A 17,148-nucleotide genomic window follows, 5' to 3' on the forward strand; every position below is an offset into this window, starting at 1 on the left:
CAACCCACTTTGGTTGTTAATCCTGCCAACCTGTTTCCAGGAAGACGATTTGCTTCCAACAACCATCCTCAGCCCAGACACCTCAGCGTCGTAGATGATGGTCCCTGGCGGGCTGCTTTCAGCCAGTTTGGTTGCCAGTGCTTGCGTGAGTTTCGTTCCCATATTCCCTCCTTTTTGCTCAAGGTCTAGGCCTTCTCTGAGACCTAACGGAGCACACAGGCAGGTCAGGTCAGATAAGGCGTGACAGGGAAATTATGTCTAAAAGACAATAGGATAGACACCATGATTAGGTGGGGTAAGGTCTGGTAAGAATGGGGGCACAGAGTTGTCGATGCCGACAAAGTCGATGTTGGCATCGGCCCAGAGCGGGTCGAGATTGAAGAAGATATCGCCATCGCCCGGCTGAAATCCGAAATACTCGCTCCAATCGGCGGCGTAACCGATCTTGCACTCCGGCCCGAGCAGCGCGCGCACCTCTGCGGCAAGTGCCGTGAATTCGGCGACCGCCGGAAACCCGCCTGCCGCGCCGCGGATGCGGGTAAGGTTCACCATTTCCGAGCCGATGCAGAACCCGTCCACGCCGCCCGCAAGGTGGCATAGCGCGGCGTAGTGGAGCACAAAGCGGCGCAGCGTCCATTCCTCGGGGCCCGCATAAGCCACCGCCCCCGACGCCGTCGAAAAATCCGCCGCGGAGGCGGTTCCGAAAAATGCGGCAACCTCGGCATCCGCCACCGCGGTGCCATCGGGCGAGCCCTCCAATCCGGGTGCCCGCGAAAGCGTGATACGCCCTCGCCACGGCAGCCGCGCCTGTTCCAACCCGCCCCAGGGGTCCGGTAGGGCGTTTCCCGCCAGTTGCTCCATCAGGATGAACGGGTAGAACACCACCGATTTTCCTGCCACCCGCAGCGCCGAGATCGCTTCGATGACCGCAGCATCCGCCGGCGTGCCGCCATATATCGGGCGGCCCTCCAGCCGCGCGACTTCCTGCGCCACAGCCCGGCTTACCCCGGAAACAACCCAAGGCATGTCGACGCCGTCAAGATCGCGGCTCTCCACCTTCGGGCGCAGGCGGCATTCCCCGGCACGCAGATCATCGCCGAACCACGAAACCACCAGCGAAACCGAATTGCAGTTTGGCAGTTCCTCTCCAAGACGTGTCAGCGAGGCGGTGAAATCGGTTTCGCCGCCGGGGCTGTGCACGTTGGCCGATATGTTCTCGCCCAAACCGTGGTCGTAATGGACCCTGCTGGTGGCAAGCGCGTATTCGCCGGTTCCCGGAATCAGCGCCACCGCACGCACGCTGCGCGCGAGGTCCGGCACAGTATCGATCAATTCCCCCTGTGCCGGGCGCATCACCTCGAAATTGAACTGCGGTACCCGATTGCCGAATTGGGCAAGCGGCAGGTCTTCGAAGACCACATAGGCAGTGCCCCGATAGGCAGGGGCCATGCCGTCGCCCTCAACCGCCGCAATCTTCGGATCCACCTGCTGGGTCTGCGCACCGGTGTAAACGCGCATGTTCAGCGACTCGGCAGATATCTCGGTCCCGTCCGCCCAGACCCGGCCTATGCGGGTGATCTCGCCTTCGCATATCGCGATCGCCAGGCTGATCGAATAGCTGAATTCGGTCGTTGCCGGGCGCGGCGCACCCTTGCCACCGCGGCGGGTTGCGGTTTCGGCGAAACGCGTCGCCCAGATCACCTGCCCCGGCAGCCGCATCCGGCCCCAGACGCGCCCGACCGCCGCCCCTTCCGAGGCACCGGAAATCCGGAACCGGTCAATTCGGCCAACCTCGACCGCCGCCGAGCCCTGCCCCAAAAGCCGCTGGTCCAGCACCCTGCCAAGGGTCGCACCCACCGCACGGCCAATGACCGCACCCGACAGGCCGAGCACCGTTCCGCCGAACCCTGCCCCGACCGCAGCACCCGCCGCAGCAAGCAAAATCGTCGCCATCACGTTGCTCCTTCAGGAAACCGAAACCGCGCCGCAACCCGGCGCTTCCAGGGGGTGGAAAGCGGGCTTTCAACCACGCCATGCCCCGAATAGGCATGAACAAAGCTCGGGGTCAGGCCCGCTTCCGCGAGAATTCCGAGGTGCTTGGCCACCGCCCCGGCGCGCATCCGAAAAAGCAGAACGTCGCCGGGCTGCAAGGGCGCTTGCCCCGGCACCTCCCGCAAATGCCGCGCCGCAGCGCGCCAAAGCCGCTCGTCGCGCGCCACCTCCGACCAGTCGGGGCTGTAGGGCGGCACCGGCTCGGGCTCGCCGCCATAGAGATCGCGCCAGACCCCGCGCAGAAGACCAAGACAATCCGCACCCGCACCCTTGGTCGCGGCCTGATGAACATAGGGCGTGCCGATCCACTGCCGCGCCGCTTCGGCCGCCCGCAGGCCAATCATCTCCACATGCTCCCGCCGTCATTGGCCTCTGCCTGTCGTGGATAGGCGCTCAGCCAGTCTTCCCCCGGAATATGCGGAAAACCCCGGAAATTCAGCACATTGGAGAACTTGATCCGGCAGGTTTCCAGCCGCCGGTCGCAGCCCGCTTCCAGCCGGATCAAATCGCCCGTCGCGATCCCGGCCCGCAGCTGCTGCCAAAGCTCGACGCGCCGCGCGCCGCCCTCCCGCAAGCGGTCGTTCTTCACCACCCCGACCAGCCCGACAGCGGCACCGCTCAGCACCCGCAACCGCCCCTTCTCGAACCAGCGATCGGCAAAGCTGCCGAGTTCGGCAAACCCGAACGCCCGCTCCGCATCGATCTCCTGCACCGCAAGCTCAACGAAATACCCCGGCACCTTCAGATCGACGCCGCAGCGCGCATCGCCCAAGATCGCGGCGCACCCAGCTTGGTACACCGTGCCTGCCGCCCCGCTCAGCGCCTCGGTCAGCCCGCGCAATTCGGCACTGAAGGCGCTCTCGCCGCGGGTGATCTCGCCCAGATGCCCGCGAAAGCGAAGCGCCCGCTGGCTCACGTCTGCCCAGTTCACCTGCCAGACCCGAACCTCGGCACCGTCATAGCGCCCAGCCATGATATCGGCCTCGCGGATCGCCTCGGAAGACAGCGCGCCCACCGCTTCGGTGTTGTCCACCGCAAGCCCGGTGCTCTGCACCAGAGCCTTGGCCGTCATCCCCGTGTTGGGCATGAAGTCAATGCCGTCGAAGCGCATTGCCCTGTCATGGTCGGTGAAGCCGAGCACGACCCCGTCAGAGCGCGTGACCGCCCAGGCGCGGCAGATCGTGGTCGCGCCGCTCGCCAGATGCGCTTTCAGTTCCTCGGGGTATCCCATCAGACCCGAACCTCCACCACCGGCACCTGCGGCAGGTCGCCCACCTGGAATGAAGCAACCGAGACCAGAATCCGGTCGGTGTCAAAGCGCACCGGCACATCGAATTCAAACCCCGCCGTCACCAACGCCCCCACCGGCGGCGCGGTGCCGAAGCTGACGATACCGGTTTGCAAATCCACCTCAAAATCGACCGCCTCGGCCCGGTGATGCCCCTGCACCCCCACCTTGACGCTGCCGAGCACCGGCTTGGTGACCGGTCGCGCATAGGAAACGCCGCCCGACAGATAGATCTTTTGCAACTGAAACTGCGCCTGCACACCATCACCCGCGCCGATCGGCTGATCGTCATAGGCAACCACGCGCGACGCCGGGCAGGATTTGTAATCCGCCCAGTCCTTCCAGCGAAATCCGTGCAACTGGCCCTGCCGCGCTTCGAAAAACGCCAGCAGCGCCTCCACGTCGTCAAGGCTGCGCAGACCGACGCCCGCATCATAGTGGCGGCGCGAATGCGCCCAGGGCGTGTTGCGCTCCTCATAGCCGTTGGCTAGCGTGACAATTTCGGTGCGCCGTTCCGGCCCGCCAACCGAGCCAAAGCTCAGGCTGGTCGGAAAGCGGATTTCGTGAAAAGCCATGGTCGCCTCCTCAGCGGTTTCTGTCGCCACGCGCCAGCGCGCGGCTCAGTTGTGCGGCAATCTGGCTCTGGCTGCGGGCAAAGCCGGCGACATCGGGGGTGGCGATGTTCATCACCACATTCACCGCGCGCCCCGACGCCGCTGCCTGCACCCCAAGCCGCCCGTCGGCACCGCGCGCCAACGGCAGTATCGCTTCGGGCCCCGCTTCACCCATCAGCCCGCGCCCGCCTCGCATTGCGAACGAAGTAGGCGATGAAACCACCCCGCCCTTGGCAAAGGGCATCACCCGCCCCTGGGTGAACGCCCCCCCCTGGGCAAAGGGGAACATCCCGCTCAGCAAGCTGTTCATGCCATTGGCAACCGCCCCGCCGATCGCGTTCTGCACCGGCTTCATCGCCGCCGCATAAACGCTGTCAGCCATCGACCGCGCGACTTTGCCAAGCGCGTCCGAGAGCTTCATCCCGTCAAAAATCAGCCCGTCAAACGCCTGCCGCAGCCCGCGCCCGATGCTGGTGCTGAGCGCCCCGACCTCGCGGCTGGTGAAGGTCATGCTCTGCTGCATCCGGCCGAGTTCGGCGTTAAACGCCGCCGCCATCGCCTCGGCCCCACCCAGACTGCGTTCCAGCGCCGCCGCCTGCTCGCCAAGGCCGTCAAGCCCGTCCACTTCGATCATCTCCCGATCCTTTCACCTGGTCCGGCCATGCGGCGGCCAATTCGCTCAGCCGTGCCCGCGTCAGGGGTGGCGTTGCCGCCGCTTCGCCCAGCATCAGCGCCAGTTCCGCCGGGGTCAGCCGCCAGAACTCCTCGGGGCGCAGGCCCAGCCCGCTAAGCCCCGCCCGCATCAGCCCCGGCCAGTCGAGCCCGCTCATTTCGTGCCGGGCACCGCGAATGCGCGCGCCAAAAGCTCCGCCGCCACCCGCGCCGCCTCTACCGGCCCGCCGCCAATCTCGACCGTGCGGAGGTCCTTCGCCTCGCCCTGCCAGCCGCCGCCACGCAAACCAGCAACCAGCAGCGCCAGCACATCGCGGGTTGAAAATCGCGCCGCCTCGAAGCGCTCGACCAATTCGATCAGGCTTCCTGCCGCCAACTCCGTCTCCAGCTCCGCCAGCGCCCCCAACGTCAGCTTTGCCACATGGCGGTGCCCATCCAGCCAGACCGCCACCTCGCCCGCCCAGGGGTTGGCCATCAGAGCGCCGTAAACGCCAGAACCCCCGCCGAGGCCATGGAAACCTCGTAGGTCGCCTCGCCATTGTGGGTGCCCGCGTATTCGACCGAGGTAATCATGAACGGCCCCTGCACGATGCCGAAAGCCGGAATGATGACCTGGAATTCCGGCACCTCGCCGTCGAAGAATATCTGCCGCGCGCGCTCGTCGGTTGCAGCGTCCTTGAACACGCCCGAGCCCGATATCGCGGCAGATTTTACCCCCGCCCCGGCCAGAAGCTCGCGCCAGCCGCCCTGGCTTTCGAGGCTCGTCACATCCACCGTTTCCGCGTTGAAGCTGATCCGCGTTGCGCGCAGGCCCGCGATTGTTTCAAACTGCCCGTTCCCGGTAAGGTCAAGCTTGACCAGAAGGTCCTTGCCATTCTGTGCCGCCATGGTTTTTCTCCGATTGATGAAGCAAAGGCCCGCCGGTCATACCGGCTGACGGCCGAATGAAGCGTCAGGCCTCGACCCGCGCGCGAAAGCTCAAATCAATGCGCCGGGTCTCGCCCGCTTCCACCCGGCGGGCGCGGGCGCGCAGAAACCACAAGCCCACCAGACGCCCGCGCGACAGCAACAGACTGGCTCCCACCAACGCATCCGATACCGCCGCCGCAACCGCCTTGGCGGTCTGGAACCCGGCCGCATCGGTGATCACCGAAACCACGAAATCGTGCTCGGCCCCGGTGCCAGTTGCATCCGACGCGTCGCGCGCCTCCTCCGGCCCCAGGCTTACATAAGTGCCGGCCTGCGTTCCCGGCGGCACCGCGTCAAAAATTGCGTCACCAATCAGCGCGTCGAGCTCCGACGAGGCGCGCAGGCGCTGGTAAACCGCGGCCTGCAAGGCCTCTGCAATCGCGTAACTCATGCCACCACCTGTTCTTGCGCAAAGCAGGTCAGATAAAGCCCCGCCGGGTCCGCCTCGCCCACCGCCAGAATGCGAAACACCCTGTCGCCGTCACGAAAGCGCTGGTCGGGGCGCGGGCGGCGGGTACTGCCCTGCGGCGCGGCGCGCACGGTGATGCGATAGGGCACGCTGGCCAGCGTCACGAATTCTCCGGCGCGCTCACGCCCGGTGCCGGGCTTCACTTCTGCCCAAAGCGTGCCAAGCGCCATCCAGCTCAGCACATGGCCACCCGCGCCATCGGCCACCCGCTCCGCCGTTTCCAGCACCAGGGCGCGGTTGAGTTGCGGCACGCTCATGCGCGCCCCCCAAGCACCCGCACCGTTCGCCACGGTTCGATCAGCGCCATCACCCCGAACGGAATCGCCTGCACCTCGGCGATCCCCTCGTGGCGCAGTTCGTAATACTGCGCCGCGAGCAGGAATACTGCTTGCGCCAGATCGACCGGCAGGCTGTCCCAACCGGGACCGAAACCGGCGGTAAAGGAAATTTCCACCGCGCCCTCCATCGGCACCAGAGGCAGGCTGCCGCCCACCGCCTGCACCCTCGGTCGGCTCATGTCGCGCACCAGTCGGTATCGCGCCGGGTCCACGACCAGTGCATTCCCCGCCGCGTCCCGCAGCAGCACCGCAGCAATCGCGCTCACCGGCGCAATCGGCAGCGGCTGCCCTTGGGTGCTGCGCCAATTCTCGATCGTCAGCAAGAAATCACGCGCCAGCAGCGCTTTGGCGGTGCGCGTCTCGATCGCCGCAACGGCCGCGCGCAGATAGGCCACCAGCGCGGTATCGCCCGCGCCAAGATCGGCGAATCCGGTGCCCAGCCGCAGATGGTCACGAAATTCTGCCACCGGCAGGGCCTCGGCGGGCACCGCAGCTTGTTCGATCAGCGTCATGGGATATCTCCAAAATTGGTGCCCCCGGTGCGAAAACGGGCGCGGGCTGCCCCGCCGTCGCTCGGACGGTGGGAGCAGCTAGACGACAGCGAGGCCAAAGCCCGCGCCCGAAAGGGGGGGTAGTTTCCCGCCCCCCCGCGCCCGCCGTTACGACGCGGCGAACTTCAGCAACTTGATCGCGGCAAAGTCGCTCACATCGCCGCCGACGCGCTTGGAGGCGTAAAAGAGCACGTGCGGCTTGGCCGAAAACGGGTCACGCAGCACCCGCAGATCAGGGCGCTCGGCAACCGTATAGCCATATTTGAAATCGCCGAACGCCACCGCATAGGTGCCAGATGCGATGTCGGGCATGTCTTCGGCAATCAGCACCGGATAGCCCATCAGCCGCGCCGGTTCCCCCGCTTGCAGGCTGTCGCTCCAAAGAAAGCGGCCGTCGGCATCTTTCATCTTGCGCACTGCTCCGGCGGTTTTGGAGTTCATCACAAAGGCACCGTTGGCGCGATATTCGGCATCAAGCGCATAGACGAGGTCAACCACCGCATCCGATGCGTTGGTGGTGGCAAAGTCACCGTCATTGCCGGTGGCGACATAGCCAAGGCCGCCCCAGGCCCAGGCACCATTCGCGACCTTGGCATGGGCCAGAAAACCCTTCGGCTTGTCCAGGCCGTCGCCGGTCACGAAGGCCGCAGCTTCGGCGCGGGCAAACTTGTCGGCGATGCGCTGCGCCAGCCAGCCTTCGATGTCGAAGGCGCTGTCGTCCAGCAGCCGCTGGCTGGCTTTTGGCATCGCGCTCAACTCATGCAGCGGAATGCTGATCCGGTCGATCTGCGGCGTCGCGGTTTCGGTCAGGTTCGCCGTCTCCGAGGCCCAGCCCGAGCCCATTTCGCTGTGGTCCACCAGCACGTCATAGGTGGTGGCCTCCACATTCACCACATTGGCGATCTGGCGGATCGAGGCGGTGGCCTTCAGCACCCCGCGGATCGCCTCCGAGGTCTGCGGGTCCACCAGATAGCCACCCTCGGCCGAAACCTGGGTGTTGAGCGCCTTGCCTTCCAGCGCAAGACTGCGCAGCCCGTCATCGTCGCCCGACCGAAGATAGGCGGCAAATGCCTTCTGGTGCGGGGCCTCGTCATGGGCGGCGGCGGAAAGGGCGGGTCGCCCGGTGGTCATGTTCTTTGCATGCAGCATGGTCAGTCGCTCTTCCTGTTGTTGCAATTTCATCTTCACTTCGTCCTGAAAGCCTTTGATTTCGATCAGGAACCCGGCCAGCGCGGTTTTCACCTCTGCCACCGGTGCCGGGCCGTCGGACATACCCGTCGCGGCCCGAGCCTTGGTCTCGGTCTTCATCGTCATTCCACCTGTTTTGAGAGGGTTGAGGCGGTCCGGCGCGGCCTAGCGGTCCGCCAACATCCGGGCCGCGTCGGTCAGTGCCGCGGCCAGCTCGCGCAACTCGGCCGCCTCGGGCGTCCCGCCCTTGGAGCCGACCCGCGCCTCGTTGAGCATCGGGAAGGTCACGACAGACACTTCCCACAGATCAAGTTCCGCAAGCAGCCGCTGGCCTTTTGCGTTCTTCTCGGCGGCAATCGTGCGATAGCCGATCGACAGCCCGTCAATCGCCCCCGCGCCAATCAGCGCCGCCGCCTCGCGGGCCTTCTCGATCTCGGGCAACAAACGGCCCTTGACCCAAAGCCCGCGCCCATCCTCGCGGATCTCGTCCCAAACACCAATCGGCTGTGCCGGATCGTGCTGCCAAAGCATCTTGACGTTGCTGCCCTTGGCGGCAAGGCGCTTCAACCCCGCGCCATAGGCCCCGGCAAGCACCACATCGCCGCCCTGATCCGCGACACCAAACAGCGACGCATAGCCCGAAATCACCGTGCCATCGGTAACCGAGACCTCCTCGCCCAGCCGCGAGAACTTCATCTCCAGCCCGTAATCATCTGACATCATTTGGCAATCCTCATTTCGGGGCATATTCCAGCACCCCCTGCACCGCCTGAGTCAAGATCACGGCCACGACGCCGTAAACCGTCATCCAGAGCCGCTTTTCCAATCCGCCGATCATCTGCTCGATCCGCTCCAGCCGCTTGTCGACCTGCCCGAACTGCAATTCCATGATCCGTTCGGTGGCCTCAAATCGCTGCTCGTGCACCTCGAATGGTGCCTTGAGATAGCGCGAACCGCCATCGCTCATGCCTCACGCCTCCGCCAAGGGCTGCAGCCCAAGCGCCGCGCGCTTTTCCGCCTCACTCAGAAACGAAGCGGCTCCCACCCGCGCCCATTGCTGGTCCCGCTCCGCCGCAAGCGCCGGGATCTGGTCGAGGTCGGGCCTGAGCTCGATCCCCTGCCCGAGGTGGCTTGAAAGCCAATAGGCCACCGCCGCCGCAACCCGCGTCGCAAGCGGCAGCACGGTCAGCCGGTAGAAAGCCCGGTGCGCCTCCTGATAATTGGCATAGGTCGCGTCGCCCGGTATCCCCAGCAGCATCGGCGGCACCCCGAAGGCCACCGCAATCTCACGCGCCGCCGCCTGCTTGGTGGCGTGAAATTCCATGTCCGAGGGGCTGAACCCCATCGGCTTCCAGTCTAGCCCGCCCTCCAGCAGCATTGGCCGCCCGGCATTGCGCGCGCCCTGGTGGTGCATCTCCATCTCGCTCACCAGCCGGTCATACTGGTCCGGGCTCAGCGCCCCCTGGCCATCAACGCCCTTATAGATGATCGCCCCCGAGGGCCGCGCGGCATTGTCCAAGAGCGCCTTCGACCAGCTCGAGGCGGCATTGTGCACGTCAATCGCCGTCGCCGCCGCCTGCATCGGCGAAAGCCCGTAATGGTCATCCTGCGGGTGGAACGCCTTGATATGGCAGATCGGGTCGGGGTGGCCTGCCATGTCAAAGCGATGCTTGCGCCCGGCAACGGTGTAATCATAGGCCACCGGCCAGCCATCCGCCCCCGGCACGATGCTGATCCGGTCGGCGCGCAGCACATGCAGCTCGCGCGGCAATCCGACCTCTGGCACCACCGCTTCAAGGTAACCGTTGCCCGAAAGCAGAATCTGCCCATAGAGCGCCTCGAAAAGCTCCGCCCGCCCCTGCCCCGGGTTAGGGCGGCGCATCAGGTCAATCACCGGATGCATCTCATAGCGCCGCTCGGCGTCCTGGCAGACCAGCGGCAGCGCCGCCGCCGCTTCTGCAATCAGCTTGACGCAGCGAAATCCGATCGGATTGCCGGTAAACCCTTGCCGCATCAAACTGCCCAGATCGCGCGGGCTCCAGACCGCACCGCCCCGCGCCGTGCCGGCTGCAAGCGAAATCACCCGCCCGGTGGCCGAAGCCTTTTGCTCGGCCACTACCGCCGCGCCAGCACCCCGGCGAAAGAACTGCATTACCATTTCCCCTGCTCCTCAATGCCAATCCCGCCACGCCGCAAACCGAAACGCAGCAAAAAGGCCGGGTTTCCCCGGCCTCGAAATCCCCTGCGCCCGAGGCACAGCACCCCGGGCTTCTTCTTTGCCAAAATTCCCCCGCCGGAGGCCGCCACCCTCACAGCGCGCGCACCTGCGGGCGACGGTAACGAAACGCCGGTTCAACAATCAACTCGTGCAAAGCCCAGACCAGCGCATCAACCCGGTCCGGGCTGCCACGGCCCTGAAAGCCCTGCGCGGTCATCCGGCACATCTGCTCTTCAAGCGTTCCGAGGCCGCGCAGATGCCGCACCCGCCCCTGCTCGTATAGCGCCGCCACGGGCTCTGCCCGCAGCCCCTTGCCGCGCCCGGCCCGCAAGCCCCGAAACGGCACCAACTGGTCGACCGAACGCAGCACCGTTTCCACCAGATCACCGCCCTGGTTCACTTCGGCAACCAGCCGCTCTGCCCGATGCCGGTGCATCGCGGCAATCGCGGCATTGGCCCATTGCGTCGGTGTCGCCGCCTTCACGCTCGCATCTTCCAGCACATAGGCGCGCCAGTTCTGCGGTGGCCCTTCGGTCACCGCCCCGACCACGACAATGCCGCATTCGTCCGAAGTCTCGCGGCCGGTCACCGCGGGATCGACCGCAACGACGATCCGGTCAAGCGGCGGAGCCGCCTCTACCCGCAGCGCATCGATCGTCGCGCTCGACCAGAGTGCCCCCTCGACATCCTCCAGCAACAGCCCTTCCAGCTCCTGCTGGCCCTTGCGCGTTCCCGCGTAGCGCGTTTGCACCTCTTCCAGAAACGACGCTGCCAGATAGGCGCGGTTCGCTTCGGTCGGGGCGTGGGTCACCACGGTCGAGGGGTTGTTCAGAATAGCCTTCAGCACCTGCACGTTGCGCGGCGTGGTGGTGACAACCTGCTGCGGATGCTTTCCCAGCCGCAGCGCAAACTGCAACATGTCCCAGGCTTCCTCGGCGTATTTCCACTTTGCCAGTTCGTCCACCCAGGCCGCATCAAACTGCGGCCCGCGCAAACTTTCCGGCTCATGCGCCGAGAACACCTGCGCTATCGCGCCATTCGGCCAGACCAGCCGCTTGCGCCCCGCCTCCCAGTCCGGGCACCGGTCGGGCGGGCTGCAGGCAAGTATGCCGCTTTCGCCGAACACCATCACCTCGCGCGCCTGATCGAAGGTCTCGCCCACCAGCGCCACATGCAGCGCTCGGCCGGTGTCGAGCGGCCTTGCCCCTTCCACCTGCGCGCGCACCCATTCGGCCCCGGCGCGGGTCTTGCCCGCGCCGCGCCCGCCCATGATCACCCAGCTTTTCCACGCCCCCTCCGGGGCGATCTGGTGCGGCAATGCCCAGAAGTCGAACACCCAGGGCAAGGCCAGCAACGCGTTGTCGCTCAGGCCCGCCAGAAACTCGTCAACTTCCTCCGGCTTCGCGGAGGCAAGCCAGGCGGCGCCCGATCTCATCTCGCGCTGCGTCGAAATCGATGGCGTAGTCGCGCACGACCCCGGCAACGTTTTTGCGGAGTTTTTCAACCCTGGTCCTTTCATCCATCACCATCTGCAAGGCCACACGCAGGTCCTTCACCGCCTGCACGGCGGTTTTCACCTCGTCGGTCTTGCCCGATCTGAAGCCCCGAAGCGCGGCGGTCAGTTCGACCGCCACCTCCCGGTACAACACCTCTGTCTCCGCGATCAGATTCGCCGAAGCCGCTTCCTCGCCCGGGAAAGTCACTGTCATCTGCTGCTGAACCCGCCTCTCATGCCACGTTCCGCACGAGCGAAATGAAAAAGCGGCAGCGGGGTTGCCCCCGTGCCGCTCGCCCACTTCTCCTAGCATGTCTGGTTTCTACTTCAGGGCGTTCGCAAAGTCAAGTTCAAAATCCCAGGTTGAGTCGCTACGCCGCGCGCAAGTTTAGGATTTTGTTAGCTAATCCGACCGACCTGCGGCAGAAACCCTTGGCATCCCAAGGCTTTCAGGGCGCGATCAGCGGGCAGCCGTACCAGGCCGCCGCCGCGTCGAAACTCTGCGGCCCGTCATAGGGACGCAGCGCCAGGGTCTCCAGCCGCCCCTCTGTCCATGTGGTGCCCATCACCCGCTGCCAGCCAAGGTCCGCAGTCAGCAGCATCGACCAGTCGCCACAATCAAGCACGCCACCTTCAAGCAATCCCGAGCCAAAGGAATGGCTCGGCAGCCCCGGTGCCTCGGCCACCACCTCGAAACCCTTGTCTTATGACTTCGGTCGGCTCCTGAGGCAAAAGGGAGCCACTGCCCGCCACGCCATTTATGGCGGGCAGTGGCGGGGGATGGATCGATCGACACCTTGGTTTTCCAGAACCGCAGCGCAGTAGGATCGCCCCCGTCTTTTCTTTCGGCCTGAACGGATACCGGGGCTTTGAGGCCCGCATGACAAGACCAGGAGAGGAAAAGACACATGAAGAATATCATTGGCATCGACATCTCGAAAGATCGACTGGACGTCTTCACACTTGCAGATGGAGCTTACCATCAGTTCGCAAACGAGCGGCACGGCATCGGTGCCCTGATCCGTCAGCTGGGGAAACTCGACCAGCCGCTTGTCGTCTTCGAGGCAACCGGCGCCTATCACCGCCAGCTCGAGTCCTCCCTTGCGCAACGTTCCCTGCATTTCAACAAGATCAATCCACGGCAGTCCCGGCGTTTCGCCGAAGCGACAGGTCGACTTGCCAAGACCGATCGCGTCGATGCCGCGATGCTTGCACGCATGGCAGCGGCGCTCAAATTGTCGCCGCAGATACCGAACGCAGAAACGCATTATGAACTCAAGGAGTTATTGGTCGCCCGCCGCGGCTTGGTCAAGGACCTGGCACACGGGAAGGCACGTGCGAAAGGGTCCTTGCAGCCCCTCGTACGCCGCCAGATCACCAAGCGGCTGCGGCTGGTTGAAAGCCAGATCGCCGAACTGGAGCGCGAGATCCTCAACCGGATCAATGGCGATTCCGAACTGCATGCCCGCTTCACCATTCTCTTGAGCATTCCTGGCATCAGCGAGATCACCGCCTTCACCATGCTGATCGAAATGCCCGAGCTTGGAGCGATGTCGAACAAGCAAGCCGCATCCCTGGCTGGGCTTGCACCGGTATCGCGCCAGTCCGGAAAATGGCAGGGCAAGGAACACATCCGCGGCGGCCGGCGCGAACTGCGACGCGCGCTCTATATGCCGGCTCTCTCCGCCATGCGCTTCAATCCCGATCTCAAGGAAATGTCCCAAACCCTGTCCGCCAAGGGCAAGCCCGCCAAGGTCGTGATCACTGCCGTGATGCGAAAGCTCATCGTGCTTTCCAACATTCTTATCGCAGCCGGACGAAAATGGGTGCCAAAAACAGCTTGACCATCACGGATACTCCGCTGGCTCTTCATCGCCGTGGCGATCGCTGGCATCGCCGTGGCGATCCACGCCCGGATCGATGACTGGAAGCAGGGGCGGCGGTGATGGGATGGATCACCGCGATCCTCGCCAGCGGCCCGGCGCGCAAAGCACTGGGGCTCATGCTGGCAGCCATCGCTCTCGCCCTGTTCCTGCTGAACCTCCGGCGCACAGGGGAACGCGTCGGAAGGCTGGCGGAGCGTCTCGAAACCGTGGAGAAAACCAATGATATCCAACGCCGGATGCTCGATGCAGCGGCAAACCGCCCTCGCACTCGCGATGAGCTTGCTCGGCGGCTGCGCGACGGGGAGTTCTGAGGCGGGGAACCGGGCCTGTCCGCCGGTGGTGGAATACAGTCAGGCGGAGCAAGTGCAGGCGGCTGCCGAAGTGGAAACTCTGCCCAAAGACGCGTTGATCGTCATTATGCTGAGCAACTATTCGGTAATGCGCGAGCAGGCGCGGGCGTGCCAATGATTGAACTGGGCTCGGGTGACCAAAAGAGCAGGAAGCAACAACGTGAACGAACTGTTTGCCTAAGTAATCTTTGTGTCGAAGCGCACATGCGCGAACTGCTGGAGATGGGTTTTGAAGTCGCGGTGGTGCCCTTTAAGGAATACGATCTGAGCATTCCAGAGCACGCGGATGCCCTGCATCAGCGCGCGCCACAGGCAAGAACCGTTCCGCAGATATTCGTCGGAGCGCTACACATCGGCGGCTTTGACAATTTGAACCAGAAGCTCTCCGGTCGCCAGGACAAGCGGCAGTGACCTCATGGGCGCCCGGGCGTTGATTTTCACCCGGAAGTGACCCGAGGTGGCGTGAAAGCATGGGGCCGGGCTACTGGACGCCGCCCCCACGACTGCAAGCAGCAGGGGACGATGGGCGCGTTTGGGTCGACTTTACGCGGTCAGATCATCCAGACTTAGCTCGAGCGTATCGGCCAACGCGCGCAGCGTTGCGACCGAGCCCCGCTTTCGGCCAGTTTCAATCTCCGCCACAGTCACGCGGTTCACGCCAGCTTTCTCGGCCAATGCAACTTGCGTCAGGCCGCGCAGGTGACGATAGACGCGCAACGCGCTTTCGCCGTTCAGCAGGCGGTTCGCGTATTCCGCCGGGATCAACTCATCCTCGCCCGCCGCAAGCACGGCCTTGGCGCGGTCGTAAGCCTGCAGGTCGGCCAGATCCTCGGCCGCTGCGCGCAGGCGATCATATTCCTCGCGCGGGATCGTCACCATCTCGTTCATATCATGCCCTTTCAATCATAGATGCCGCCCCGTCGCCCGATATCGAAAACGGCCAGCACAGTCCCCTGGTCGTCCATGATCACCCGCCAATCGCCAACACGCAGCCGTATCCCCTCTCGGCCTTTCAGGGATTTCACGTTGTTGGCCTGCGAGCTTGGATCCTGCGCATAGGCCTCGATCTTGGCGCGGATCAGCGTGGTCGTATTTGCGGGCAGCCGCCGCAATACCCTGATCGCGGATTTCGTGTAGCTGATCTGCTTCATGGTGTAGCCATAAGCTACTTTCGCGTCGAAGTAAATTGAAATGTCTCTCTGGGCGACATGCCTTGTCGGCATGAGCCGACCGGGCAAAGCTCGCAGGTCGTGACCTGCTGGTCCGCCCGCCCAACGTTGGACCGCCCGAAGGCAGAGTTTTCCAGCTTCGATCAGGGTTAACGACCTGCTGCGACCTCACACCTAGCGCAGAAGGAACCGGCTGAGTGGCAGGTCGAACGTGTCGGCGTGGCTTTTCAGTGCATGAAGAATTTCGATTCCGCTGAATCGCCGGGCGTCGTAGAGGCAGAGGCTGATGATCGGATAGCTGTGGCCGATCTGGCGGTCATAGCGGGTCTCGAAATTCACCAACTCGTCGCCACTGAGCCCTTGGTCCAGAAACCATGCCATGTCGCCAACCAGTCGCAGCTTGCCAAACCCCTCTTCCATCGCAGCGCCAAAGGCCTCGTCGAGCGCGGCCAACATCGCGCTACCGTTCTGGGCGTGGTCGATCACGCGCAGGCGCCCCGCCTCGATATCCGGGCCAAGGTCGCCGCGAACCCGGCGCAGCGCTTCGATCAGGTGCGCGCGTGCTGGTTCGGACGCGATCAGAAAACAGGCGTCGCCCGCGTTCAGACCATCATTCAGGAACGGCACGGTCATCTGCACGCGGCCGCGATCCGTTTCATAGAGCTGGCACAGATGCCGTCCCCATGGCACTGGCATACCCTCGATTGTGGCGAACTCCGGTGCCGCAACATCTGCCGGACCGAGTGTTGGCTGCGCTGCGCCGATTGGCTTTGACGCTTCGGCAAGGGCGCGGGTCGGGCTATTGGCGCCAACGAATGCCTCAAGATCCTCACGCTCAAACCGGCGCTCCCGCCGCCCGCCGACGCGCAGGCAGCGCAAGGCACCGGATTTGGTGTAGCGCCGAACCGAGACTTCGCTGACACGCAGGAATCGGGCGGCCTCGTGAATGTCCAGCAGTTTCATGTCAGTGGGAATTCCGCTGACCGCCATGTGTTCATTGTGCTCTTTGTTCATCATGATGAACATCGATAGCCTTGAAACAGTGACTGTGCAAGCGATGCGGCCGCGCCAGTCTGCCTGCGCGACCAAGGCTTTCTGTCTGCTTGCGATAGGCCCGATGGAATGCAGCCGTCTTTTCAGGGATTTGCCAGCTTGCCAATCGCTTTCAAGATCGTGATCAACATTAAGCTTGACTCAAGTAATCACGAAGATCAGCATTGATAATCAATGACCATTAAAACGGGTGATCGGCGGCGGCGGGGAGCGCGCAATGCCACCGGAATCCCGACTTCGCGTGGTCGCCTGTCGGGTATCGAATCCCGATGGGAGGGGGATGGCCGGCCCGTCGCGGGGCTGACTGAATGTATGAGGGAGAGGATTGCGCAATGAGAACCCGTGCCGCCGTGGCCTTGCAGGCCGGAAAACCGCTGCAAGTGATGGAGGTGAACCTGGAAGGCCCGCGCGCGGGCGAGGTATTGGTGGAAATCCGCGCAACCGGAATTTGCCACACCGACGAATTCACCCTTTCGGGTGCCGACCCCGAGGGGGCCTTTCCGGTGATTCTGGGGCATGAGGGCGCGGGGGTGGTGCTGGAATGCGGCGCGGGCGTTACCAGCCTGAAGCCGGGCGACCACGTGATACCGCTTTACACGCCCGAGTGCCGCGAATGCCCCTCGTGCCTTTCGCGCAAGACCAACCTGTGCACCGCGATCCGCGCGACGCAGGGCAAGGGGTTGATGCCCGACGGCACCACCCGGTTTTAGCTGCTCGATGGAACGCCGATCCTGCACTACATGGGCTGTTCGACCTTCGCCAACCACACGGTGATGCCGGAAATCGCGCTGGCGAAGATCCGCGAAGATGCGCCCTTTGACAAGGCCTGCTACATC

Annotated in this window: 24 protein-coding genes and 1 pseudogene; 4 read left to right on the forward strand and 21 right to left on the reverse strand. The window is 64.3% G+C overall.

All coding sequences use genetic code 11. The features are described 5' to 3' along the window. Positions 1 to 258 precede the first annotated feature (258 nt). From Q8J98_RS09375 to Q8J98_RS09460, 18 genes are all read right to left on the reverse strand, one after another. Entirely contained in the window at positions 259 to 1,953 is a 1,695-nt protein-coding gene (locus Q8J98_RS09375) for a glycoside hydrolase TIM-barrel-like domain-containing protein (protein WP_370868077.1), read from the reverse strand. Continuing rightward, positions 1,953 to 2,396, reverse strand: coding sequence for an NlpC/P60 family protein (locus Q8J98_RS09380; RefSeq protein WP_305294102.1), 444 nt, complete (start codon positions 2,394 to 2,396; stop codon positions 1,953 to 1,955). Before Q8J98_RS09380 ends, Q8J98_RS09375 begins: the two co-directional genes overlap by 1 nt. Then, positions 2,393 to 3,283 carry a DUF2163 domain-containing protein gene (locus tag Q8J98_RS09385; protein ID WP_305294103.1) on the reverse strand — a complete coding sequence of 297 codons (891 nt, stop codon included), beginning with the start codon at positions 3,281 to 3,283 and terminating at the stop codon, positions 2,393 to 2,395. The genes Q8J98_RS09380 and Q8J98_RS09385 overlap by 4 nt, the downstream gene beginning before the upstream one ends. Next, a complete protein-coding gene (locus Q8J98_RS09390) occupies positions 3,283 to 3,915 on the reverse strand; it encodes a DUF2460 domain-containing protein (RefSeq protein ID WP_305294104.1) in 633 nt (210 codons plus the stop codon). Before Q8J98_RS09390 ends, Q8J98_RS09385 begins: the two co-directional genes overlap by 1 nt. 10 nt (positions 3,916 to 3,925) lie before the next feature. Next, positions 3,926 to 4,588 (reverse strand): phage tail tape measure protein, encoded by a 663-nt coding sequence (locus tag Q8J98_RS09395; protein ID WP_305294105.1) that lies wholly within the window; start codon positions 4,586 to 4,588, stop codon positions 3,926 to 3,928. Then, positions 4,566 to 4,784, reverse strand: a complete 219-nt coding sequence (locus Q8J98_RS09400; protein ID WP_305294106.1) for a rcc01693 family protein — start codon at positions 4,782 to 4,784, stop codon at positions 4,566 to 4,568. Before Q8J98_RS09400 ends, Q8J98_RS09395 begins: the two co-directional genes overlap by 23 nt. After that, the gene (locus Q8J98_RS09405) at positions 4,781 to 5,101 is read right to left on the reverse strand and encodes a gene transfer agent family protein (RefSeq protein WP_305184960.1); all 321 of its coding nucleotides are present in this window, start codon (positions 5,099 to 5,101) and stop codon (positions 4,781 to 4,783) included. The genes Q8J98_RS09400 and Q8J98_RS09405 overlap by 4 nt, the downstream gene beginning before the upstream one ends. Continuing rightward, a complete protein-coding gene (locus Q8J98_RS09410) occupies positions 5,101 to 5,514 on the reverse strand; it encodes a phage major tail protein, TP901-1 family (RefSeq protein ID WP_305184961.1) in 414 nt (137 codons plus the stop codon). The genes Q8J98_RS09405 and Q8J98_RS09410 overlap by 1 nt, the downstream gene beginning before the upstream one ends. A gap of 64 nt (positions 5,515 to 5,578) precedes the next feature. After that, positions 5,579 to 5,986, reverse strand: a complete 408-nt coding sequence (locus Q8J98_RS09415; protein WP_305294107.1) for a DUF3168 domain-containing protein — start codon at positions 5,984 to 5,986, stop codon at positions 5,579 to 5,581. Next, on the reverse strand, positions 5,983 to 6,321 hold the full coding sequence (locus Q8J98_RS09420) for a head-tail adaptor protein (RefSeq protein WP_305294108.1): 339 nt from the start codon (positions 6,319 to 6,321) through the stop codon (positions 5,983 to 5,985). The genes Q8J98_RS09415 and Q8J98_RS09420 overlap by 4 nt, the downstream gene beginning before the upstream one ends. After that, positions 6,318 to 6,914 carry a hypothetical protein gene (locus Q8J98_RS09425; RefSeq protein WP_305294109.1) on the reverse strand — a complete coding sequence of 199 codons (597 nt, stop codon included), beginning with the start codon at positions 6,912 to 6,914 and terminating at the stop codon, positions 6,318 to 6,320. Before Q8J98_RS09425 ends, Q8J98_RS09420 begins: the two co-directional genes overlap by 4 nt. Before the next feature lie 147 nt (positions 6,915 to 7,061). After that, positions 7,062 to 8,261: a phage major capsid protein gene (locus tag Q8J98_RS09430; protein WP_305294120.1), complete on the reverse strand. Its 1,200-nt coding sequence runs from the start codon at positions 8,259 to 8,261 to the stop codon at positions 7,062 to 7,064. Positions 8,262 to 8,306: 45 nt separating this feature from the next. Further along, positions 8,307 to 8,861, reverse strand: a complete 555-nt coding sequence (locus Q8J98_RS09435) for an HK97 family phage prohead protease (protein WP_305294121.1) — start codon at positions 8,859 to 8,861, stop codon at positions 8,307 to 8,309. Positions 8,862 to 8,874: 13 nt separating this feature from the next. Then, positions 8,875 to 9,108: a hypothetical protein gene (locus Q8J98_RS09440; protein ID WP_305184967.1), complete on the reverse strand. Its 234-nt coding sequence runs from the start codon at positions 9,106 to 9,108 to the stop codon at positions 8,875 to 8,877. Between the two features lie 3 nt (positions 9,109 to 9,111). Next, positions 9,112 to 10,299: a phage portal protein gene (locus Q8J98_RS09445; RefSeq protein ID WP_305294110.1), complete on the reverse strand. Its 1,188-nt coding sequence runs from the start codon at positions 10,297 to 10,299 to the stop codon at positions 9,112 to 9,114. A 151-nt stretch (positions 10,300 to 10,450) separates the two neighbouring features. Further along, on the reverse strand, positions 10,451 to 11,794 hold the full coding sequence (locus tag Q8J98_RS09450) for a DNA-packaging protein (protein ID WP_305294111.1): 1,344 nt from the start codon (positions 11,792 to 11,794) through the stop codon (positions 10,451 to 10,453). Next, positions 11,745 to 12,068 carry a hypothetical protein gene (locus Q8J98_RS09455; RefSeq protein WP_305294122.1) on the reverse strand — a complete coding sequence of 108 codons (324 nt, stop codon included), beginning with the start codon at positions 12,066 to 12,068 and terminating at the stop codon, positions 11,745 to 11,747. Before Q8J98_RS09455 ends, Q8J98_RS09450 begins: the two co-directional genes overlap by 50 nt. 235 nt (positions 12,069 to 12,303) lie before the next feature. Continuing rightward, the gene (locus Q8J98_RS09460) at positions 12,304 to 12,540 is read right to left on the reverse strand and encodes a hypothetical protein (protein WP_305294112.1); all 237 of its coding nucleotides are present in this window, start codon (positions 12,538 to 12,540) and stop codon (positions 12,304 to 12,306) included. Between the two features lie 222 nt (positions 12,541 to 12,762). On the opposite strand from Q8J98_RS09460, the gene Q8J98_RS09465 reads away from it, so the two are divergent. From Q8J98_RS09465 to Q8J98_RS09475, 3 genes are all read left to right on the forward strand, one after another. Continuing rightward, positions 12,763 to 13,698 carry a transposase gene (locus Q8J98_RS09465; RefSeq protein WP_305294113.1) on the forward strand — a complete coding sequence of 312 codons (936 nt, stop codon included), beginning with the start codon at positions 12,763 to 12,765 and terminating at the stop codon, positions 13,696 to 13,698. 101 nt (positions 13,699 to 13,799) lie between these two features. Next, positions 13,800 to 14,051, forward strand: coding sequence for a hypothetical protein (locus Q8J98_RS09470; RefSeq protein ID WP_305294114.1), 252 nt, complete (start codon positions 13,800 to 13,802; stop codon positions 14,049 to 14,051). 243 nt (positions 14,052 to 14,294) lie between these two features. Further along, on the forward strand, positions 14,295 to 14,501 hold the full coding sequence (locus tag Q8J98_RS09475) for a glutaredoxin domain-containing protein (protein ID WP_305294115.1): 207 nt from the start codon (positions 14,295 to 14,297) through the stop codon (positions 14,499 to 14,501). 132 nt (positions 14,502 to 14,633) lie between these two features. On the opposite strand, the gene Q8J98_RS09480 is transcribed toward Q8J98_RS09475, so the two are convergent. The 3 genes from Q8J98_RS09480 to Q8J98_RS09490 all read right to left on the reverse strand — a co-directional run bounded on the left by Q8J98_RS09480 (position 14,634) and on the right by Q8J98_RS09490 (position 16,285). Beyond that, a complete protein-coding gene (locus tag Q8J98_RS09480; protein WP_305294116.1) occupies positions 14,634 to 14,978 on the reverse strand; it encodes a helix-turn-helix transcriptional regulator in 345 nt (114 codons plus the stop codon). 11 nt (positions 14,979 to 14,989) lie between these two features. Then, positions 14,990 to 15,241, reverse strand: a complete 252-nt coding sequence (locus tag Q8J98_RS09485) for a type II toxin-antitoxin system RelE/ParE family toxin (protein WP_305294117.1) — start codon at positions 15,239 to 15,241, stop codon at positions 14,990 to 14,992. 192 nt (positions 15,242 to 15,433) lie between these two features. Beyond that, on the reverse strand, positions 15,434 to 16,285 hold the full coding sequence (locus Q8J98_RS09490; RefSeq protein ID WP_305294119.1) for an MEDS domain-containing protein: 852 nt from the start codon (positions 16,283 to 16,285) through the stop codon (positions 15,434 to 15,436). Between the two features lie 359 nt (positions 16,286 to 16,644). On the opposite strand from Q8J98_RS09490, the pseudogene Q8J98_RS09495 reads away from it, so the two are divergent. Continuing rightward, positions 16,645 to 17,148, forward strand: a pseudogene (locus Q8J98_RS09495) (alcohol dehydrogenase catalytic domain-containing protein); the annotation flags it as partial.

The sequence above is a fragment of the Phaeovulum sp. genome (assembly GCF_030684035.1).
GTDB lineage: Bacteria > Pseudomonadota > Alphaproteobacteria > Rhodobacterales > Rhodobacteraceae > UBA6213.